The sequence below is a fragment of the Campylobacter porcelli genome, from assembly GCF_002139855.1.
Taxonomy (GTDB): domain Bacteria; phylum Campylobacterota; class Campylobacteria; order Campylobacterales; family Campylobacteraceae; genus Campylobacter; species Campylobacter porcelli.
The window spans coordinates 1454693-1476712 of sequence record NZ_CP018789.1 but is presented as its reverse complement, the minus strand read 5'-3'; the positions used below and the strand labels follow the sequence as shown (position 1 = coordinate 1476712).

The window sequence follows — 22020 nt, the reverse complement described above, 5'->3', positions numbered from 1 at the left end:
AATATTTATGAAAAAAATATTGTTTGCATCTTTGCTATTTAGTTCAGCTATATATGCAGAAGTTATTGCGTATGGACCTGGTGGCCCAGCTCCTGTTTTAAAAGAATTAGCAACTGAATTTGAAGCTAAAAAAGGTAAAAAAGTTAAAATAGTTGCAGGTCCTACTGGTCAGTGGATCAATCAAGCAAAAGCAGATGCTGATATTATTTTTGCTGGTAACTCATCTATGATGGATGGATTTATTAAAGCATTTGATGGTAATTTAGATGTTAAAAATGTAGAGGTTTTAAATATTAGAGAGGCTGGAATAGTAGTTAAAAAAGGAAATCCTAAAAATATAAAAAGTTTTAAAGATCTACTTAAAGATAATATTAATGTAATGGTTGTAGATGGTGCTGGTCAAGTGGGTCTATATGAAGATATGGCGCTTAAAAATGGTAAAAGAAAAGATCTATTAAAACTTAGAAAAAATATAGTGTATTATGCTCCAAATTCAAAAATGGCAGTTGATCGCTGGAATAGTGATGATAGCGTAGATGCACTTATAATATGGTCTCATTGGGCTAAAGTTTTAGGTGAGGATAAAGTAGATTTTGTACAAGCTGGTAAAGATTTTATAATTTATCGTGCAGCAGAGATAGCTGTAACAAATAGCACAAAAAATAAAGAAGTTGCTATGGAATTTATAAAATTTGTCCAATCTAAAGATGCTCAAAAAGTATGGAAAAAATGGGGCTGGCAAGTAAAATAATTGAAGTAAAATAATTTAAATTTAAAAAGGCATGGAGATGACTCCTGCCTTTTTATAAGTAGGTTTATTTTTTTGCCATTCTTTTGCGTACTGTTGGGTCAAGATAGCGTTTTCTCACCCTAATATTTACTGGCGTTACTTCTACTAATTCATCTTCTTCTATCCACTCTAAAGCTCGCTCTAGGCTTAGTTTGCGTGGTGGGACTAGTTTTATAGCGTCATCGCTACCGCTTGCACGCACATTTGTTAAGTTTTTGCCTTTTATAGGATTTACATCAAGGTCATTTGGACGGCTATGTTCGCCAATTATCATACCTATATAGACTTTAGTTTGTGGCTCACAAAAGAGCACTCCACGATCTTGGAGATTAAATAGAGAATATGCTAAAGCCACGCCATTTTCCATACTAACTAAAGCACCATTACTTCTATGCTCCACTGAGCCGCTTAGTGGGCGAAATTCCAAAAAGCTATGGTTCATCACGCCTTCGCCTTTGGTATCGGTTAAAAACTGACTTCTAAAGCCGATAAGCCCCCTAGCTGGTATTTCAAACTCAATCCTAGTTTGCCCATCGCCAGTTGGATTCATGCTTACCATTTCGGCCTTTCTTTTGCCTAGTTTTTCTATTACAGCCCCAGTGCACTCATCTGGAGCATCAATGACTAAAAGCTCGTAAGGCTCACATTTAACTCCATCTATCTCTTTGACAATCACCTCAGGTCTGCCAAGGCAAAACTCAAAGCCCTCTCTACGCATATTTTCAGCTAAAATAGTAATTTGCAATTCCCCACGGCCGCTTACTTTAAATTTCCCTTCGCCTATATTTTCATATCTCATAGCGATATTGGTTTTCATCTCGCTTTCTAGACGCTCATCTAGTTTATTAGAGGTTACAAATTTACCCTCAGTGCCTGATAGTGGTCCATCATTTACGCTAAATACGACGCTTAGAGTTGGCTCTTCTATGTGGAGAGGATCAAGTGGCATAGGGTTATTTGGATCAACGACACTATCGCCGACATCTAAGGCATCAAAACCTGCAATAGCCACAATATCCCCGCTACTTGCGTTATCTATATCAGTTCGCTCAAGACCTAAAAATCCAATGAGTTTGCTAATTCTACCTGTGGTTTTGCTACCATCTGCTTTGGCTAACATAACGCTTTGATTTTTGCTGATTTTGCCATTGAAAATTCTAGCGATACCGATTTTGCCTACATAATTATCATAATCAAGGGTAAAAACTTGGAGTTGAAGTGGATTATCATCTTTGCCGCTTGGGGCTGGAACATGAGCTATAATGGTCTCAAAAAGTGGCTCCATATTGATATTTTCATCTTCTAATTTATGCTTTGCGTAGCCATTTTTAGCAGCGGCATAGACTATAGGGAACTCAAGTTGCTCATCGTTTGCATCAAGTGCGACAAATAGATCGAAAATTTCATTTACAACCCTATCTGGATCGGCGGCTGGTTTGTCAATTTTATTTACTACCACTATCGGGCGAAGACCTAAAGATAGAGCTTTTTTAACGACGAATTTGGTTTGAGGCATTACGCCTTCTTGCGCATCTACAAGGAGTAAAACTCCATCTACCATCTTTAAAACACGCTCAACCTCGCCACCAAAATCAGCGTGTCCTGGAGTATCTATAATATTGATTTTATAATCTTTATATCTTATGGCTGTATTTTTGCTAAGGATCGTAATACCACGCTCACGCTCAATATCATTACTATCCATAACTCTCTCGCCAATATTTTGGTGTTCTGTAAATGTGCCTGATTGCTTAAGTAGCTCATCTACCATTGTGGTCTTACCATGGTCGACATGTGCTATAACTGCGATATTTCTTATATTTTCCAAAAGATTTTCCTTAGATTTTTCAAATTTTTGGCCTAGATTATATCTAAAAATTGCTAAATTTGCTTTGAATTTAACTTCTATGAATTTGCTATTAAATTTGGAATAGAATTTGCTAGAAATCCGTAAAATTCACCTAAATTAGGATAGCAAATGCAAGGTTTAAATGAAGCTTTAGCTAGCTTAAATACCACAACTCAAGTCCCATCTAAGAGCGAAAATAGTAGCACAAATAATCAAGATGATAGCTTTTATAAAATGATTGAAAATAGCGTAAAAGAGTATGAAACTTCTCAAAATACGCAAGATGATAAAATCAAACAAAACCAAATAGAGCAAAACAGCACCAAATCAAATCAAAAAATTAGCAGTGATGATGCTAAAAATAGCAAGGTCTCTAACTTACAAAATATACAAAATTCAGATGAAATAATGCTTGAAAATGCTGATTTTATCACTTTACTTGGGCTTTTAGAATCGCAAGATGGAGCAATGAAAACTGGAATTAGCAATTTAGTAAGTGCAAATTTAAATAAATTTTTAGCCACTGAGAAGAATATTAAGGAGTTAAAAGGGGCTAAAAACTTGCAAGATTTACTAAATTTAAGTGAGAAATTTAATCTAGGATTAAGCAAGATAAAGATCACAAAAGATGGGATTGAGGCTTTAAAAAGCGAGTTTAAAAATTTAAATTCCAAAGGCTTTTTTAACCAAATTCCAATGATAAATCAAAAGATTGATATAAATGTGATTAAAGATATAGAAAAGAGTATTCAAAAAGCAGAAAATAGCGATAAAAATGTTTTAAGCAAATTAATGCTAGGTCAAAGTGTAGAGATAAAGACAGATGGTAAATTTATAAGTGATGATGAGCCAAAACCACAAGGCAAATCAGATATAAAATCAGAGCCAAAAGTGGATTTAAAAGAGTTATTAAAAGAGAATTTTCAAAAAAGTGAGCCTAAAAATACGCTTTTAGATGAGCCAAAGATGGAGAAAATGCAGACAAAATCTAGTCTTAAGCTAGAGAGTTCTAATACGGCTGGAAATTCACACAATTCGCAAAATAGCATTGATGATTATCTAGCAAATATTATGCAAAAAGCTATGAAGGAAACTAAGGAGTCATCTCCTACTCAAAGCCATATTTTGGAGAGTTCTAGCCAGACAAATGGCGAGCAAAATTCCAATAATTTTGATAATCAAAACGGCTCAAATCAAGCAACAAAAGATATAATTAATATGGCAAAGCTAGACGCTAAGGAGCTAAAACCGCACCTTAGACAAGTCTTTGATAACTTTGCTACACAACTACAAGAGAAAATCAGTGAATATAAACCGCCAATTACTAGATTTCATCTGACATTAAATCCAGGGAATTTAGGCGAGGTTGAGGTAACACTCATTAATCGTGGCTCAAATTTACATATAAATTTCAACTCAAATACCCAGACAATGCAGCTTTTTATACAGCACCAAGCTGAGTTTAAAGCTAGTCTTGTAAATATGGGATTTAGTGAGTTATCAATGAATTTTAGCGATAATGCAAATAAAGAGCAGAGCCAAAGCGATAATAAAAGGCAAAAATTTAACTCAAATGGCGATGAATTAAGTGAAGTAGCTCAAGATGAAGAGACTATATTAGAAGTAGTATTGCCAAAATATTTCTAAAATAGGAATGAAATTTGCTTAAAGCAATAAAAATATATAATAAATTTAGGAGAGAAGCATGGCAACATCTGTAAATTCAACACCGCAATTCACCACTGATATTTGGGCGGCAAACGAGGCAAAACAAAAAGCAGATAGCGTATCAGGTGGCGTAAATCCAAATTCGCAACTAGATAAAGATGCCTTTTTAAAGCTTCTTTTAGTTGAACTTCAACACCAAGATCCAACCGAGCCTATGGATAGTGCTAAAATGCTTGAGCAAACTAGCCAGCTAGCCACAGTAGAGATGCAAGAAAAAACTAATCAAGTTATGACGCAATTAAGTCAGCAGATGCAAGCAAGCGCCTCTTTAAACGCTATGAGCGCATTAGGCAAGATGGCTAATCTAACCAACTCAGTAGCCAAAGATACAACCTCATCTGAAGTGAATTTTAGTCTATACTTCCCAGTAGATGCTAAGGGTGGAACAATAGAGATTTATGACTCTTTAGGTAATGTAATTCGTAATGTTAGCATAAGCGATGTTAAATCTGGGGTTAATCAATTTAAATGGGATGGAAAAAATAATAATGGTGAGCCAACTCTCCCTGGCGAATACTTGATAAAAGCTAAATATATAGACGCAAGTGGGGCTAATAGAGAGACTGTTTTGGGGCAGTATCCAGTAGAGGCGGTTAAATTTGATAAAGGTGTAGCGTATATCAAAGTAGCTGGAGAGTATGTAACTATGGATAGTGTGCGTGAATTTACTGAGCCGGTTGTGTATAGTGTAAATTCAGATAATAGTAATTCTAGCACAAGCAAAGATGATGTTGTAGATGAGACAACTAAAGATGAAGTAGCCAAAGATGAGAGCAATAAAGATGAGGTATCTAGCTCATGATGGTAGGATTTTATAATGGCGTAAATGGGGTTAAGACTGCTGAGTTTGGTCATAACGCAATCGGAAATGATGTCTCAAATATCAATACCGTAGGTTATAAGACCTCAACGACTGAATTTAAAAGCCTATTTTACACCACATTAAATAGTGCTTCTAGCTCACCTGTGTATTCTCAGATTGGGCTAGGCTCAACTAAGATGGCAACTTCTTTGAATTTTACTCAAGGTAGTTTGCAAACTACAGATAATGTCTTTGATATGGCAATAGATGGAGATGGATTTTTTGGTTTGATTGGCGTTGATGGGGAGCAGTATTTTACTAGAAATGGCGAATTTGCTAAGGATAAAAATGGGGATTTAGTAAATAGAAGTGGTATGTATCTACTAGGCTCTACAGCCGCTTTAGCTCCTGCTGCTTTGGGAGAGAGTGCGTTAGGTAAGCTTGGCGTGACTGATGGTAATGTGGAGGCTTATACCTTGCCAGTTGGTCAAGAGGTAAAGCTAAATGCCATAAACGATCAAACTAAGATAAATTTGCCTGATATTTTGTATGTTCCAGCTACGCCTACAACTCAGGTAAGCTACTTGGGATATTTAGATTCTACGATTAAAACCGAGCACCAAAGCGTGGAGCTTAGTAGCGAAACTTTAGAAGCACAGATCGATAAGGATAACAATACAATTATAGTCGCTGGAAATCTCCATCAAACCCCTGAGGTGCATTATCCAAATTCAGCTGATAAAGAAGTAGCGATTACTATAACTGATAAAGATGGTAAAAGCGTAGAGATTAAGACTCAGACCTTAGATGGTGGGGCTTTTGTAATTGGCTTTGATAATGCTATGGCTGGGCTGAATTTAGATGGAGGGCTAGAGTATAAAGCCACAGCCATTGTGCCACAGCAAATTGCTAATACACAGACATTTACCACTGATTTATGGGCTCCAAATGGGGATAAAAATATTTTACAACTTGAATTTACAAAGCAAGTTCCCCAAGGTGAAAATATAGTTTTTGAAGCCTTAGCAAGCGTGCTAGGTCCAGATGGGGAGATTATTAGTGTATCTCAAGGTGAGCTTAGCTTTAATGAAAAGGGAGCGTTATTAAGCAATACTTTAGGTGGGATTAATAATGGTGGGGCAAATGTGGAGTTAAATTTAGGCACTCCATATGATGAAAATATCCCAAATAGTGGCTTTAATGGACTTCGTCCAGCCGAGCAAAGCGACCCAGAATTAGTCGTGAAAAAAAATGGTAAGCCAGAAGGACTTCTTGAAAAATATTCTATGAGTGATAGTGGAGATATTTTGGCTGTTTTTGATAATGGCGATATGACTACCGTAGCTAAGGTGGCGTTATATCACTTTCAAAACAATCAAGGTTTAAGCAAGGCTAGTGAAAATATATACCAAGCTAGTCCAAACTCAGGAGAGCCGATATTTTTTACTGATGCAAATGGCGATGTTGTTTATGGTGCTGCGATTAGAAACTATACTTTAGAGATGAGTAATGTGAATTTGGGCGTATCGCTAACTGATATGATAATAATACAAAAGATGTTTGATGCTAGCTCAAAATCAATAACAACCGCCGATGAGATGATAAAAAACGCTATAAATATGAAACGCTAAGATTGATTAAGATATTCTTATTTTTATTGATATTTGATTAGAGTGTTAAATTTTGTCTATAATTTTCTCTAATTTTATCGATTAAAATAGGCTTATCTTCTCTTAAAACTTCCCAAAATTTAAAACCATTTAAGCGAGGTGATTTGGCATTTTTAAACTTAGCTGCTAAGGTATGCATATCATAGATTTCGCCATCGAACTCAAGCTTTCCATCATCTTTTAAGATTGCAAATTTATCGCTATTTTTTAGATAAAATTTCTCTCCAATTTTAAAAAATTTAGCCTTAATCATATCGCTCATTTTTACTTTTAAAGGCTTCTTATCAAATTTAGCCATTGCTATATCGCTATTTTGAAATTCTATATTTTCTAGCCTTTTTAAGCCAAAGTTTATGTATCTCTCATTTTGCTCTATCATTATAAAATCTCTCCCAAGTCTCTTTGCCATAACAGCTGTTGTCATAGTTCCGCCAAATGGATCAAGCACCAAATCGCCAATTTTTGAGCTAATTGCAATCACTCTATAGAGTAAGGCTTCTGGCTTTTGCGTGGAGTGGAGCTTATCTTTATTTTCATCTTTTAATCTCTCATTGCCACTGCAAACTGGAAATTTCCAAACAGAACCAAGTTGTTTTCGTTTGCCTTTTTGAAATAAATTTAATTCTATATTATCGCTATTAAGCTCTTTTGCGGTTTTGTAATTAAATGTAAATTTTGATTTTTTATCTTTACAAGCCCAAATTAGAGTTTCGTGAGAATTATTTAAGCGAGTTCCCATAAAATTTGGCGTTGGGTTGCTTTTGTGCCAAATAACATCGTTTATAAACCAAAACCCTAAATCTTGCATAATCCCACCGATTGTATAAATGCACTGCATTCCACCAATCACCCAAATTGAACCATTGCTTTTTAAAACTCTTTTACACTCTTCTAGCCATAAACGAGTAAATTTGGCATAACTTTCATTATCTTTAAAACTATCCCACTCATCATCACAACCATTAAATTTGCTTCCTTCTGGTCGCTTTAAAACTCCTTGAGTTCGCATAAAGTATGGCGGATCGGCAAAGATAAGATCAACGCTTTCATTTGGCAAGGTTTTTAAAATCTCTAAAGAATTTCCTTTTAAAATTTGATTTTTTACCATTTCAAAGTCCTTTTAAATTGCATCCAGTTGGAAAAAGCTCTTTTCGCAATTCTATAAATTCTATTTTATTTGAAAGTAGATTTTTAATAAGTTTTGGCTCATTATTTTTTATTTTTAACAAGGCATTTTTAATCTCTTTGCTTGTATCAAAATCAGGCACACTCAAAATCTCATTTGAACGCTCAGCTTTATTTTGTTTTAAATGCGAAACTAATTCATTCCAAATATCAATTCTATAAAATAAATTTTCAAAAATTTCTTTGCCATAAAATAGCGAAATTTCTACCAAATCGTCAGTATTATTTGCGATTTGCTCGGTATAAAATTTTTGATTTTTCTTTAAAGAATTATCGCTAAACCACATTGCAACTTTTATTTTTTGATTTGGAAAATTTTGTTTTAAACAGCGAATTTTTTTGATTAGATTGGCGTATTGACCGCGTTTTTTTGTGCTATCATGATCGTCGCGGACTTTTTGTTCGATTAGATAAATTTCACTATTTTTTCTAAAAACTTGATCGGCACTCAAAGGTTTATTCTCTTCATCTGTGCCGATATTTTTATCTAAATTTTCATAGCCCATCTCATCGATATAAGAAGTTAAAATTTCTTCTAAAAAATCACCAAACTTAATTTCACAACTTTGAGTAAGATTTTGTATTAGTTTTGTTTTAGCATTTGTGATTCTAAATAAACCAATATATCGCTTTGGATTTTTTAAGACAGTTAGCAAAATTTCATAATTTAAATCATCGCCAAAAATTCGATTATTTAATTTATTTTTAAAAATATCATATTTCATATTTGCTATTTTGCCTTATCTCTACGCTTCTAAAATCGCTCCGTTGCTTGCGTTTGTAACTAGCTTTTGATATTGTCTTAGCCAGCGACTATTTACCACTTTTCCAGCGTATTTCCACTCTTTGCGTCTAGCTTTTATCTCATCATCGCTTAAGCGGACATTTATACTAAAATTATCCACATCAATATCGATGATATCGCCATCTTTTAAAAGTCCTATCATACCGCCTTCAGCAGCTTCTGGGCTTACATGCCCTATGCTAAGCCCCCTTGTAGCTCCGCTAAATCTCCCATCTGTGATTAAGGCTACATCGGCTCCAAGCCCACGACCTACGATTAGGCTTGTTGGGCTTAGCATCTCTTGCATTCCTGGCCCCCCTTTTGGGCCTTCGTATCTTAAGACTACGACATCGCCTTTTTGAACTTTTCCGCTTGAAATGCCTTGTATAGCTTCATCTTGAGAGTTAAAGCAAACAGCTTTTCCGCTAAATTGTCTTGAGCCGATTATCCCAGCGGTTTTTATCACGCAGCCTTGCTCGGCTAAATTCCCAAATAAAATAGCTAGTCCGCCGACTTTGGAGTAAGCATTTTTTGCCGTGTGGATTATATTTTGGTCTAAAATTTCAGCATTTTTCACTCTATCGCCTAAGCTCTCACCACTTATAGTAAGGGCATCTAAGCTTAATAAATCGCTATTAAATTTAGCTATTTCATTTATAACCGCACTTAGCCCACCAGCTTTAGCAATATCTTGCATATGCACACTAGGTAGGCTTGGGGCGATTTTGGCTATGTGTGGGACGCTTTTGCTTATATCATTTAATTTAGCGATGTCTAGTGGTGCGTTAGCTTCACGGCTGATGGCTAACATATGTAAAATTGTATTTGAGCTTCCACCCATCGCCATATCTACTACCATTGCGTTTTTTATCGTTTTTTCGTTGATGATATTTCTGATTTTATATCTCTCATCAAGGGCGATCTCGCATATCCTTTTAGCAGCTTTTCTAATTAGCTTTTCACGCTCTTTTGTCAAAGCCAAAATAGTGCCATTTCCTTCTAATGCTACACCCATAGCCTCACAAAGCGTATTCATCGAATTTGCTGTAAACATTCCAGAGCAGCTCCCACCACTTGGACAAGCATTACACTCGATATGCTTTAACTCTTTTTCATCTATTTTTTTGGTCTCATACGCACCAACGGCCTCAAAAGCTGAGTTTAGATCCAAAGCCTCTCCATTAGACCCAACTCCAGCAGCCATCGGCCCACCGCTTATAAATATCGTTGGCACATTTACTCTTAAAGCTCCCATAAGCATTCCAGGAACGATCTTATCGCAGTTTGGCATACATATAAGCGCATCAAGGCAGTGAGCATTCATCACGGTTTCAACCGAATTTGCTATAATCTCACGGCTTGGAAGAGAATAAAGCATACCCTCATGCCCCATAGCGATACCATCATCTACGCCAATGCAGTTAAATTCAAATGGCACACAGCCATTTTTACGAATTTCATCTTTTAGAATTTTTGAGTATTTATCAAGAAAAAAATGCCCCGGAATAATCTCAATAAAGCTATTTGCCACACCGATAAATGGCTTATCAAAATCCTCATCTCTAAGCCCAGTTGCCCTTAATAGCGATCGGTGCGGGGTTTTGGTGTAGCCTTTTTTAATATTGTCACTTCTCATTTTTTCTCCTTAATTTATGCTTTTTTAGGTTTGCATAGTAAAAATAGATAGATATATCCCACCACTCCAGCAGCAAAACTAGCTAATAATATTGCTAATTTATCAGCGTGATAAAATGCTGGACTATCATTATACGCTAATGCTCCTACAAATAAGCTCATAGTAAAGCCTATTCCAGTTAGGATACACACTCCGTAAAATTGTAACCAGCTTGATCCTTCAGGGAGCTTAGCAAAGCCAAGCTTGATAAATATAAGGCTAAATAAAAACACCCCTAGTTGCTTACCAAAAAATAAGCCAAAGAATATCCCCATACCAACTGAATTTATCAGCTGTTTAGGATCAACTCCAGCTAAGCCAACTCCAGCATTTACAAAGGCAAAAATCGGTAATATAAAGTAGCTTGTAACTCCGTGGAGATCTTTTTCAAGCTCTTTTAGCATACTGCCACCAGAGCTATCTCTCATAGGTATGAAAAATGCCGCTACAACCCCAGCTATGGTAGCATGGACGCCGCTTTTTAATACGCTAAACCATAAAATTAGCGTAAAGAGTAGAAATATGGATTTTTTATTTACCTTTAAGCGGTTTAGGATAAATAGAATAATTACGCAAATAAATGAAATTCCAAGCGATGTAGCCGATAGCTCAGTAGTGTAAAATAGCGCTATAATCACAATCGCACAAAGATCATCTATAATAGCTAGAGTTAGCAAAAATATCTTTAAAGAGCTAGGCACTCTATTGCCAAGGAGCATAAGCACACCAAGTGCAAAGGCAATATCAGTAGCAGTAGGTATAGCCCAGCCCCTTATGGCAAACTCATCGCTATAATTAAATCCCCAAAATATCAAAGCCGGACAAACAACCCCGCCAAGAGCGCCGATTATAGGTAGGGCTATTTGGCTAGGGTTTGATAGCTCACCTTCTATTATCTCTCGTTTAAGCTCTAAGCCCACAACAAAGAAAAATATCGCCATAAGTCCATCATTTACCCATAAAATCAGTGGCTTAGCTAGGGTAAATTCTCTAAACCCAACGCTAAATTCCGATCTTAAAATCTCTTGATAAAAGTGGCTTAAGACACCATTTTGAAATATCAAAGCCAAAATCGTAGCAATAATTAGCAAAACGCCGCCAAAGCTCTCGTGCTTAAGGAAGGTTGTGATAAATTTTAATTTCATTTTTGCTCCTGTTTTATAATCTCTTTTATTAGTAGTTGTGGGGTGATTAGCCCACGGAATGAATTTTTAGAAATTGTAACTAAAATATCTATATTTTCGCCATTTTTTGGTAAATAATCGTAGTTGAAAAATATCGCTTCTAGGGTTTTATTGTTTTTTTGTAAGATGATTTTTAGGTGCGTTTCATCTTTGCCTATTTTTTTAGCTGATTTTACCATGGCTTTTTTAAGTTCAAAGAGTGGGCGTGGATTTTTTTGACCATATGGTTCGAAAAACTCCAAAATCTCTAAAAGCTCATAATCAATCGCTGCTGGGTCAATCTCGCCTAAAATCTCATCATTTACGCTAAAATCATATAGTTCTTGTAAAAAGCAAGATTGATTTATGGCTGTTTTAAATTTGCTTAAATTAGCACTCTCTATAACTAGCCCAGCTGCCCCTTTATGTCCGCCATATCCGCATAATAGGCTCTCTTGAGAGGCAATTAGAGATAAAATATCAAATTTGCCAACACTTCTAGCGCTCCCTTTGGCTTTGTTGCCATCTATGCTAAAGACAATGGCTGGTTTTTTATACTTTTTAGCTAATCTTCCAGCGACAATCCCTATTACGCCCTCATGCCACTCATCGCCCCAAGTAACGATAATATCCTCATTTTCATTTATCTCATTTTGGCTAGATTCAAATAGTGCTTTTTCTTGCTCTTTGCGTGAGGCGTTAAATCTGCTAATGATATCTAAATACTCATTTGCCTCGCCCAAGCTTTTAGACCTTAAAAATTTAAATGATATGGTAGCATCGTCCATTCTACCAGCGGAATTTATAAGCGGAGCTATCAAAAATCCAATATCATCAAATTCAAATTTATCCTTATTATAGTAGTTTTTGATCGCTTCAAAACAGGCTCTTTTGCTAGAGTTTATACGCACCAGCCCAAGGCGGACTAAAATTCTATTTAAATCCCTTAATTCCATCATATCAGCGATAATTGCTAAGGTTAAAAGATCAAGAAATTTAGCCATATCATAGCTTTTTAGATTACATACATCTTTTAAAGCTCCAATCAAATACCAAGCCACCTGAGCACCGCAAATTTCGATATTTGGGAAGGGGCAGGTCTCTTGCTTTGGATTTATTATAGCGTATGCATCTGGAAGTGTAGGAAGTGGCATATGATGATCTGTGATGATTAGATCAATGCCCTTTTGCTTACAGATTTTTGCTGCTTCTATAGCACTTATACCATTATCAACGGTAATGATTAAAGTGGTGTTATCTAGTTCTTTGATAATCTCCTCATTTAAGCCATAACCATCTTTAAATCTATTTGGAATTTTTATCGTGTAGTTTGCTGACATATCGCTTAAAAATTCATCCATAATAGCCGTGCTTACAATCCCATCTACATCATAATCCCCCACAACTGCGATTAGCTCATCATTTTGTATCGCCTCTTTTATCCTTTTGGCTGCTTTGAATGTATCTTTTAATTCACAAGGCAATGGAATTTGAGATAATTTAGTATGGATATCGTTGCTAAAACGACTGCTTAATAACTCCTTAATAGCTTCTTTATCTAGCATTTTTATATTCTATCCCAGCTTTTATAAATCCTAATATAACAGGGTTTGGCTTAGTTAATCTTGATGTAAATTCAGGATGAAACTGAACGCCTAGGAAAAATGGGTGATTTTTGATCTCCACAGCCTCTATAAGCCCATCGCTTTCGCCACTTACTATTAAACCAGCCTTTTCAAATTCGCTTCTATATTTTGGATTTGCTTCATATCTATGGCGATGGCGCTCTTTTATCTTAGTTGCGTTATTATAAGTTTTTGCTAGTAGTGAGCCTTTTAGTACATCGCACTCATACCCGCCAAGTCTCATCGTCCCACCAAGTGGGCTAGTGTGAGTTCTTAGCTGTTTTTTACCATTTGCATCAATAAAGCTATCTATTAGATAGATTATAGGATTTTTGCAGTTTTCATCAAATTCCATTGAATTTGCGTCATCTAGCTTTAGCACATTTTTAGCAAACTCAATCATGCTAAGCTGCATTCCAAGGCAGATTCCAAGATATGGAATTTTATTCTCCCTAGCAAATTTGATAGCCTCCATCTTTCCACTTACTCCACGAGACCCAAATCCCCCAGCAACCAAGATAGCATCGCAATCTTTTAAGGTATCAGCGACATTATTTGTATCTATTTTTTCGCTATCGCACCATTTTATAGCAACCCTTGTATCTAGATTTGCTCCAGCGTGGATTATGCTCTCAGTTAGGCTTTTATAGCTCTCTTTTAAATCCACATATTTACCTACAAAAGCTAAATTTATCTGGTCATTTGGAGCGATAACTCTTTTTACTAGATTATCCCAATTTTGCATATTTGGCTTAGGATTTTTAAGATTTAAATTTTGGGTAATTGGCTCAAGGATATTTTGGTTTAAAAAGCTTAGTGGCACTTGATATATGCTTTGCATATCTGAGCTTTCTATTACGGCATTTCTCTCTATACCGCAACTTGCTGCTATCTTATCTTTTAGCTCTCTGCTTAAGGGGATCTCTGTGCGACAGATAATCATATCTGGGCTTATGCCTATACGGCGAAGTTCGCCTACGCTGTGCTGGGTTGGCTTAGTTTTTAGCTCTCCAGCAACCTTGATATATGGCACTAAAGTAAGATGGATAAACATACCATTACTTCTACCAACCTCACTTCTAAGGGCTCTAATAGCCTCTAAAAATGGAAGTCCCTCTATATCTCCTACGGTGCCACCTATTTCGACTATTAATATATCATTGTCTTTAGCGGCTTTTTTGATGCGATCTACTATATCGCCTACGATATGGGGGATTACTTGAATGGTCTTGCCTAGATAGTCGCCACGACGCTCACGCTCAATTACTGAGCTATATACCTTGCCAGTTGTGAAGTTATTATCTTGACTTAAATTTTCATCTAAAAATCTCTCATAATGCCCAAGGTCTAGATCAGTCTCAGCACCATCATCAGTTACAAAGACCTCTCCATGCTCTAGTGGGCTCATAGTGCCAGGATCTACATTTATATATGGATCAGCCTTTAGCATACTAACCTTATAGCCCACATTTTTAAGTAGTGTGGCGATACTAGCAGCTGCTATGCCTTTTCCTAAACTGCTTAAAACTCCGCCAGTAACAAATATATATTTTGTCTCTTTACTCATATTTTTTCCTTGATTAATTTGATGATTATATCAAATTTATTTTTACTATCTTATTAAATACTATAAGAATTTTTTAGCTTTTTATAATATGAATTTTTATATAATAATGAATATAAATTAATCAAGGCAAAAATATGAAATCTTCAATTAAATTGTCACTGATACTACCTATATATCTATTTGGCGTTACGGATTTTGAGCTTATCAATTATAATGATAAGAGTGTAACGGGCGATGGGGTCTTTGTGGGAGTTATAGATAGTGCGATAAATAAAGATCACCCTAGCTTATCAGGGCAAATTCAAGATCAAATTTACTCTGAGTATAAAGGCGGCGATTATACTCCAAATTTTTCAGTTGATACCCATGGTAGCCATGTGGCTGGGATCATACTAGCTAAGCCAAGTGATGGAGTAAGTGGAGTTGCTACAGATGCAAAGGCTTATGGAGTTCAGATAACTGGGCATAATACCGATGGTTCCACTAAATTTACAGCTCCAAATGTATATGATTATTTCAAAGATAAGAATATAGCAGCTATTAATAATAGCTGGAATGCTACAGTATATCCGCTATCTGGATTAAATTCGCTTACTAGCTCATCACCTTTATTTTTGCAATATGCTAATAATCCAAAACAATTTCTACCCTCAATTCAAAAGGATACAGTAGCAAATGATCTTATAAAATTATCTAAAGAGAAGCAAATTCTTAGTGTTTTTGCCTCTGGTAATGAAGGGATCATATCTCCTGGGATTATGGCTTTAGCTCCATACTATGATGAAGACATCAGATCTATAATTGTAGTAACGGCACTAGATAGCTCTCAAATTAGCAAAGATAGTGATGGTAAATTTGTAGTAACCACAAAAAGGAGTGATAATTATGATTATTTGAGTGCTCCTACTACATATTCTAATGGATTAAAGGGTGTTTATAATTTTAGTTTAGCAGCACCTGGAACTAGTATTAAAAATGTAAATGCTAGTTATGGCACTACTGATATTTTAACAGGTAAGCTAGATAAGGATCTATATAGAGTCTCTAGCGGAACTTCTATGGCAGCTCCTATGGTAACTGGCGCAGCTGCTTTAGTAGCTCAAAAATTCCCATTTATGAGTGGCAAACAGATAGCCGATACCCTGCTTTCTACTGCTAATAAAGATTATATAGGTCCTAAGGTTATAGTAAAAGAGACTGTAACGGGAAAAACTCTTTGCGATAATGGCAGTCTTTGCCCTAGCACAAAAAAATACACAATATTTTATGTAGATAGCAAAATTCCAAAAAAGGAAGATGGCAGTATAGATGAAAAAGCTGTTGAGATGGATTTATTAAATTCGGGATATTTTGGTATAAATTGGAAATATGATCGTATGAGCCATATGGCAGCTATTGATGATAAAGATTATCCATGGGTTCAAGAGGTTAAGAAAGAGGATCTATTTGGTCAAGGAATTTTAGATATTGATAAGGCTTTAAAAGGTTTAGGGATTTTAGATGCAAATAGATTAAATGATATAGATGTAAAAAGCGAATTTGGCGAGACTGCTGTGTATTACTCACTAGATACTAAGGGCAGTGATGCTGAATTTAGCAATGATATAAGCCAAAGAAAATGGGAGGCTAATACTCACAACCCTGAAGCTTATAATCTACCTAAGAATTTAGATAATTTAAATGTTGGGCTTATAAAGTCTGGGAGTGGGGTTTTAACCCTAAGTGGTGCTAATAGCTATGAGGGTGCTACTGTGATAAATGGTGGTGGCATAAGACTATTAAGCAAAGATAGTAAAAGAGCACAAATCGCTGGAAGTGTCTATGTAAATAACGGCTCAACCCTAAGTGGTAATGGGGTTATTAAGCAAAATTTAACTAATGATAACTCAATTATCCGCCCTGGTAATGAGGATTTAAGTGATCTAGTAGTAGATGGCACATATACGCAAAAGGGTCAAAACTCAAAGCTTATTTTGGATTTTGGCAATGATGATAATTCGCAATTGATCGCTAAAGATTATAGCATTAATGGCGGAGATTTGGAGTATAATCCATTAAAGCAGTATTACGCAGTTAATAAAGAGATTAAAATTCAATTAGGCGGCTTGGCTACTCATATAGGTAATTTTAATAAGGTTGAGATAGCTAGCAACAATAGTATTGATTTTGAGATTAAGCTTGATGGGGATAAAACTACGATAAATAAAGATCCGATCTCTATACCGCCAATCCACGAAACCGAAGTGCCATCTAATCCGCAAGACCCAACCCCACCATCTAATTTAGCTCCATCTCAACCAGAGCAGCCAAATACGCCATCGCAACCAGTTGCCCCTAGTGAGCCAAATAATAACCAAAACAACCAACAAGATCCTAATAACAACCAAAACAATAACCAACAAAATAGCAACCAGCAAACCCCTAACAATAGCCAAAATAGTGGAACAATAATAGTAACTCCCGTAATCAAGCCTAATGCCTATAATAGCAACTCTACTACGCTTAGTCAGACTATGAGAAATATCAGAAGCGATGTAAATTTAAGTGAGAAATATAATCAATTTTTCAATACCCTTGATAGCAGTGATTCTAATACCTATCAAGAGACTATGAGTCGTATAGAAGGTAATTCTGTATTTGATTTGACATCAATTACTACGCAAAATCACACTAGCTTTTATCAAAACAATATGCTCTTTAGCATAAATCCAGTAAGCTCAACTCTATTTTCTTATAATTCAAATCCGTATGATAATGGAATTTTTGTCGCGTCTGTGGCTAGTGATTATGCTATAGATTTGGGATTTGATAGTTTAAAACCAAAAAATTATTGGTATATCAATCCAACTTATAAAAGATATAATGGTAATGGATTTGATGGCTATCAAAGCGGAGTTAGCTTAAATTTAGCCCATAAAATAGATGATGGGACTATATCTTATGGGATTGGAGCTAGTAAATCTAGCTTGGATTTTGATATTGGTGCAAAATCCAAAAGCGATACTTTAAGCTTAGCGTTAAATTATACATATGACCTTGGCTCATTTAAGCTATTAAGCGGTGGGTCAGTTTTAGTAGCCTTTAATGAGAATGAAAGAGAGCTAAGTGGCACTATAAAAGGTAAATATAAAAGCTATAACTCAAATTTAGAGCTTGGAGTAGCTAAGGATTATAGTGTAGCTAACCTTACTATATCGCCTCTTGCATATTTAAGCTATGGCTATATCTATCAAGATAGCTTTAATGAAAGTGGAGAGATATTTGCTAAAAGCTATGATAGTATAAGCCACGATACCATCATAGCAGCAGCTGGGCTAAATGGCTCATATCAGATTAGCGATAATCTAAGATATATAGGTTATGCTCTATATGAAAGAATGCTACAAGGATATAATATGGATGCTAAGGCTGAATTTAACGACTTTAGAGGTGAGAAATTTACCCAAAGATACCACCTAGATAAAAATAGATTAAATATCGGCTTAGGGGCAGAGTATGCGGCAAATAGTGGCTATTTTTTCAAATTTGCAGTAGGTGGTGAGTTTGCTTCTACTAGCGATAATTTAAATTTATCAGCCACGATTGGCAAGAGATTTTAATAAAAGGAAATTTATGAAATTTGCCATTTTATCTATCATTTTAGCTATAAATGCTATGGCATTAAGCGTTGTTGATATGCGTGGCAAAAGCGTGGAAATTCCAGATAATTTAGAGAAAATCGCAACCATTAGCGATGGATTTGTAGAAGGGGTGCTTACCCATCTTGGCAAGATAGATAAGGTAAGCTCCATCGCATCTTGGTCGCTAAAAAGGGATTATAAATATAAAATACAAGGCAGAGATAAAGAGCTTGAATTTGCTGGATTAAATACTATGAGAGCTTTACACCCTTGGCTTGATGATTTGCCTTGTTTTAACTCTCCGCAAGGAAATATTATCAATTATGAAACCCTTATCAACTCATCTCCAGAGCTTATAATTTTGCGTGTTGGGGATTGTACTATTGGTGGGGCTGATAAAATGGCTTTAGATAAAACTATATCAACGCTAGAGGCTACTAATATACCTTTAATTGTCCTATACTCTCCTACATATACCAAGGATTTATCTACTATGAGAGATGAGATGGCTATAATTGGCAAGATATTTGGCAAGGCTGATGAGGCTTTAGGGTTATATGATTATTTAGCTAGTATAGAGAATTTGATAAAAGCCAAAGTAGCAAATGTCAGCTACGAGCCAAGAGTATTGTATCTAGGTTTAAGCCTAGCTATGAAGAAAAATGGAGCTAGTGGGATCACATATGGGATTGATACGCCAGAATCATTAATTTTAGAAAGTTTAATAAGAGCTAAAAATGCACTCACAAACGGCAAGGGATCTAGGATAATGATTAGTGCTGAGCAGATATATGGGCTTGATCCAGATGTGATTTTACTCCCTACATATAATGGCTACCATCCAGCATTTGAAATTTATGAAAGTCCAAACTACGCCAATTTATCCCAGCTAAGAGCGTTAAAAGAAAAAAGAGTATATTCTCTTCCTTGGACGCCTATGAATTGCTCAAGGAGATTAGAGTATCCTTTGGAGCTTTTGATTATTGCTAAGGCGGCTCATCAGCAAGAATTTAAAGATATTAATATAGCAGAGTTTGCAATTGAGTTTTATAAAAAGCTATATAATATAGATGATGAGAAGGCTAAAATGCTTAGAAAAACTCAATTATTAGATTGGACACAGAAGTTTTGAGAGTTGTATGGAGTTGCTTTTTTCTCTTTATTTTACTCATATTTTCAGCCTTCTTTGCTCTAATTAGTGGCAATCTAGATCTTAAAATAAGTGATGTAATTAGCGTAATTTTATACAATATTTTTGGCATTGGTAGCATAGATCCAACTACTCAAATCGTCATTTGGAATCTTAGATTTCCTAGAATTTTAATAGCGATTTTAGTTGGAATTTCTCTTGCTAGTGCTGGAGTGATATATCAAAGCATATTTAGAAATCCACTAGTTGAGCCATTTATCTTAGGAGCTAGTGCGGGAGCTAGCTTTGGTGCTAGTTTGGCAATTTTACTTCCAGCTATCTTTATTTCGCTTCAAATTAGTGCTTTTGCCTTTGGGCTTTTGGCTGTATTTTTAGCCTATATTTTAGCATTTCAAAAAGGCGTTACAAATAGCGTTGCTTTAGTGCTTTCAGGGGTTATAGTAGGCTCTATTTTTAGCTCACTTGTTGGGATAATGAAGTATTTAAGCGAGGATTCTCAATTAAGAGAGATTACATTTTGGATGATGGGTGGATTATATCAAGCTAGTTGGTATGATATAGCGGTAAATGCGTCATTTGGGCTACCTTGTTTTATTATAGCTTTTATCCTTGCTTGGAAGTTAAATTTGCTTAGCCTTGGAGATGAAGAGGCTAGATCGCTTGGGATAAATCCGCAAATTTATAAGATTATATTCATCATCATAGCAACTCTTATAAGCTCACTTAGCGTATCTAGTGTGGGGATTATAGCGTGGATTGGGTTGATGATGCCACACGCTGCTAGAATGCTTGTTGGTGCAGATAATAGAGCGATACTACCAGTAGCTGGGCTAATGGGAGCGATATATTTACTGATTTGTGATACCCTTGCTAGGACTTTAAGTAGTGGCGAGATACCTGTTGGTATCATAGTTTCATTACTTGGAGCACCATTTTTATTATGGATTTTAAAGGCTAGAAGTGCAAAACTCTTTGGATAAAATAGTTGTGGGAAATTTAAATTTTAGCTATGGTAAAAATCAAATTTTAAGCGGGATATCATTTGAGCTTGAGCGTGGTGATTTGCTTGGTTTGATGGGGTCAAATGGTAGTGGTAAAACGACGCTTATACGCTCTTTGCTTGGATTTTTAAATGCTAGTTATGATGAGTATAGCTTATTTGGAAGTAAATTTAAAAATTTAAGTATTTCGCAAATTTCAAAGCTCATATCATATGTCCCACAAGCACATAATCTAGCATTTAATTACACCCTTTTTGAAGTGGTATTAATGGGTAAAAAGCCTCATTTTGGCGGTGTATTTGGATTTAGTAAAGCTGATATAAAATCAGTATATGCGGCTATGGATATGGTGGGAATTTTACAGCTTAAAGATAGAAATTTTAGTGAGCTTAGTGGCGGACAAAAACAGCTAGGATTGATAGCTAGGGCTATTGCTCAAAACTCTGAAGTGATGATCTTAGATGAGCCTACTAGTGCGCTTGATTTTAGTAATCAAATTTTAATTTGGAAAGTTATGAATACCATATCTAAAAGTGGTAAAATTATCATAGTTTGTAGCCATGAGCCAAATCATATATTTTGGTTTGCTACCAAAGTTTTTGCTATTAAAGATGGCAAATCGTTAGCGTTTGGAAAAAATGATATAATAAATGAGATTTTGCTAGAGCAAATTTATGGAGCTAATTATAAAATTTGCTCTCTTGCAAATCAAAAAATTATATATTATTCAATCAATTAAAAGGAGACAAAATGGCAAAAGTAGCTGTAATTATGGCAGATGGTTTTGAAGAGATTGAGGCTTTGAGCGTGGTAGATATATTGCGTCGTGCTGACGCGGAAGTAAGCATGGTAGCACTTAGTAATAATCTAGAAGTAAGCGGCGCTCACGGCGTTACATTGAAGGCTAATGTGGCTTTTGATGAGTTTGAATTTAAAGATATAGATATGATAGTTTTGCCTGGTGGATTACCAGGTGCTAAGCATTTAGCCCAAAGCCAAAAATTAGCTCAAAAATTAAGAGAAGCCAAATCAAATGGCAAGAGATTAGCCGCTATTTGTGCAGCTCCATGGGCATTTAGCACGGCTGGAGTTTTAGGTGATGAATATACTTGCTATCCAGGATTTGAAGCTACTATAAATCACGCTGGATATAATCCAGATAAAAATGTAGTGATAAATGGCAATATCATCACTTCTCGTGGTCCAGCTACAGCGATGGAATTTGCTCTAGAGCTAGTAAAGGAGCTTTGTGGCAATCAAAAATATAATGAGATAAAATCTGGGCTATTATTTTAATTAGTGCGAAATTTAGAAGTTTTAGCATAATTACTCGCAAAAGTAGGGTATATCCCTACTTTATACTTACTTGTAACTTTAAAAATAGATATTTAAAATAAGCAAAATTTTAATT

General features: G+C 35.6%; 15 protein-coding genes and 1 pseudogene. 9 read left to right on the top strand and 7 right to left on the bottom strand.

Annotated elements, in window-relative coordinates; translation table 11 throughout:
• The first annotated feature begins 7 nt into the window (after window positions 1–7).
• Window positions 8–751: an extracellular solute-binding protein gene (locus CSUIS_RS07485; protein ID WP_086298331.1), complete on the top strand. Its 744-nt coding sequence runs from the start codon at window positions 8–10 to the stop codon at window positions 749–751.
• A 64-nt stretch (window positions 752–815) separates the two neighbouring features.
• On the opposite strand, the gene typA is transcribed toward CSUIS_RS07485, so the two are convergent.
• Window positions 816–2618 carry a translational GTPase TypA gene (typA, locus tag CSUIS_RS07480; protein WP_086298329.1) on the bottom strand — a complete coding sequence of 601 codons (1803 nt, stop codon included), beginning with the start codon at window positions 2616–2618 and terminating at the stop codon, window positions 816–818.
• Between the two features lie 1329 nt (window positions 2619–3947).
• Between typA and fliK the strand changes: the two are divergent.
• From fliK to CSUIS_RS07465, 3 genes and pseudogenes are all read left to right on the top strand, one after another.
• A pseudogene (fliK, locus tag CSUIS_RS08735) lies at window positions 3948–4286 on the top strand (flagellar hook-length control protein FliK); the annotation flags it as partial.
• Window positions 4287–4344: 58 nt separating this feature from the next.
• A complete protein-coding gene (locus tag CSUIS_RS07470) occupies window positions 4345–5169 on the top strand; it encodes a flagellar basal body rod modification protein (protein ID WP_086237320.1) in 825 nt (274 codons plus the stop codon).
• Complete coding sequence (locus CSUIS_RS07465; protein ID WP_086298325.1) at window positions 5166–6800, top strand: flagellar hook-basal body complex protein; 1635 nt, start codon at window positions 5166–5168, stop codon at window positions 6798–6800. The genes CSUIS_RS07470 and CSUIS_RS07465 overlap by 4 nt, the downstream gene beginning before the upstream one ends.
• A 37-nt stretch (window positions 6801–6837) precedes the next feature.
• Here CSUIS_RS07465 and CSUIS_RS07460 read toward each other — a convergent pair whose 3' ends face one another.
• Genes CSUIS_RS07460 through CSUIS_RS07435 form a run of 6 tightly spaced genes read right to left on the bottom strand, consistent with a single transcriptional unit; the run spans window position 6838 to window position 14838 of the window.
• A complete protein-coding gene (locus tag CSUIS_RS07460) occupies window positions 6838–7947 on the bottom strand; it encodes a DNA-methyltransferase (protein WP_086237322.1) in 1110 nt (369 codons plus the stop codon).
• Window position 7948: 1 nt separating this feature from the next.
• Window positions 7949–8749: an HpyAIV family type II restriction enzyme gene (locus tag CSUIS_RS07455; RefSeq protein ID WP_086237323.1), complete on the bottom strand. Its 801-nt coding sequence runs from the start codon at window positions 8747–8749 to the stop codon at window positions 7949–7951.
• A 21-nt stretch (window positions 8750–8770) separates the two neighbouring features.
• Entirely contained in the window at window positions 8771–10444 is a 1674-nt protein-coding gene (gene ilvD / locus CSUIS_RS07450; RefSeq protein WP_086298323.1) for a dihydroxy-acid dehydratase, read from the bottom strand.
• 14 nt (window positions 10445–10458) lie between these two features.
• Window positions 10459–11628 (bottom strand): Na+/H+ antiporter NhaA, encoded by a 1170-nt coding sequence (gene nhaA / locus CSUIS_RS07445; protein WP_086298321.1) that lies wholly within the window; start codon window positions 11626–11628, stop codon window positions 10459–10461.
• Window positions 11625–13211, bottom strand: a complete 1587-nt coding sequence (recJ, locus tag CSUIS_RS07440) for a single-stranded-DNA-specific exonuclease RecJ (RefSeq protein ID WP_086242452.1) — start codon at window positions 13209–13211, stop codon at window positions 11625–11627. Before recJ ends, nhaA begins: the two co-directional genes overlap by 4 nt.
• Window positions 13201–14838 (bottom strand): CTP synthase, encoded by a 1638-nt coding sequence (locus CSUIS_RS07435; RefSeq protein WP_086298319.1) that lies wholly within the window; start codon window positions 14836–14838, stop codon window positions 13201–13203. The genes recJ and CSUIS_RS07435 overlap by 11 nt, the downstream gene beginning before the upstream one ends.
• Before the next feature lie 134 nt (window positions 14839–14972).
• On the opposite strand from CSUIS_RS07435, the gene CSUIS_RS07430 reads away from it, so the two are divergent.
• The 5 genes from CSUIS_RS07430 to CSUIS_RS07410 are packed head-to-tail and all read left to right on the top strand — an operon-like array spanning window position 14973 to window position 21905.
• Window positions 14973–18437 (top strand): S8 family serine peptidase, encoded by a 3465-nt coding sequence (locus CSUIS_RS07430; protein WP_086298317.1) that lies wholly within the window; start codon window positions 14973–14975, stop codon window positions 18435–18437.
• Between the two features lie 13 nt (window positions 18438–18450).
• Window positions 18451–19590, top strand: coding sequence for an ABC transporter substrate-binding protein (locus tag CSUIS_RS07425; RefSeq protein ID WP_086298316.1), 1140 nt, complete (start codon window positions 18451–18453; stop codon window positions 19588–19590).
• The gene (locus CSUIS_RS07420) at window positions 19572–20588 is read left to right on the top strand and encodes a FecCD family ABC transporter permease (protein WP_236860780.1); all 1017 of its coding nucleotides are present in this window, start codon (window positions 19572–19574) and stop codon (window positions 20586–20588) included. Before CSUIS_RS07425 ends, CSUIS_RS07420 begins: the two co-directional genes overlap by 19 nt.
• Window positions 20569–21348: an ABC transporter ATP-binding protein gene (locus tag CSUIS_RS07415; RefSeq protein ID WP_086237331.1), complete on the top strand. Its 780-nt coding sequence runs from the start codon at window positions 20569–20571 to the stop codon at window positions 21346–21348. The genes CSUIS_RS07420 and CSUIS_RS07415 overlap by 20 nt, the downstream gene beginning before the upstream one ends.
• Before the next feature lie 11 nt (window positions 21349–21359).
• On the top strand, window positions 21360–21905 hold the full coding sequence (locus CSUIS_RS07410; protein WP_086237332.1) for a DJ-1 family glyoxalase III: 546 nt from the start codon (window positions 21360–21362) through the stop codon (window positions 21903–21905).
• Window positions 21906–22020 lie beyond the last annotated feature (115 nt).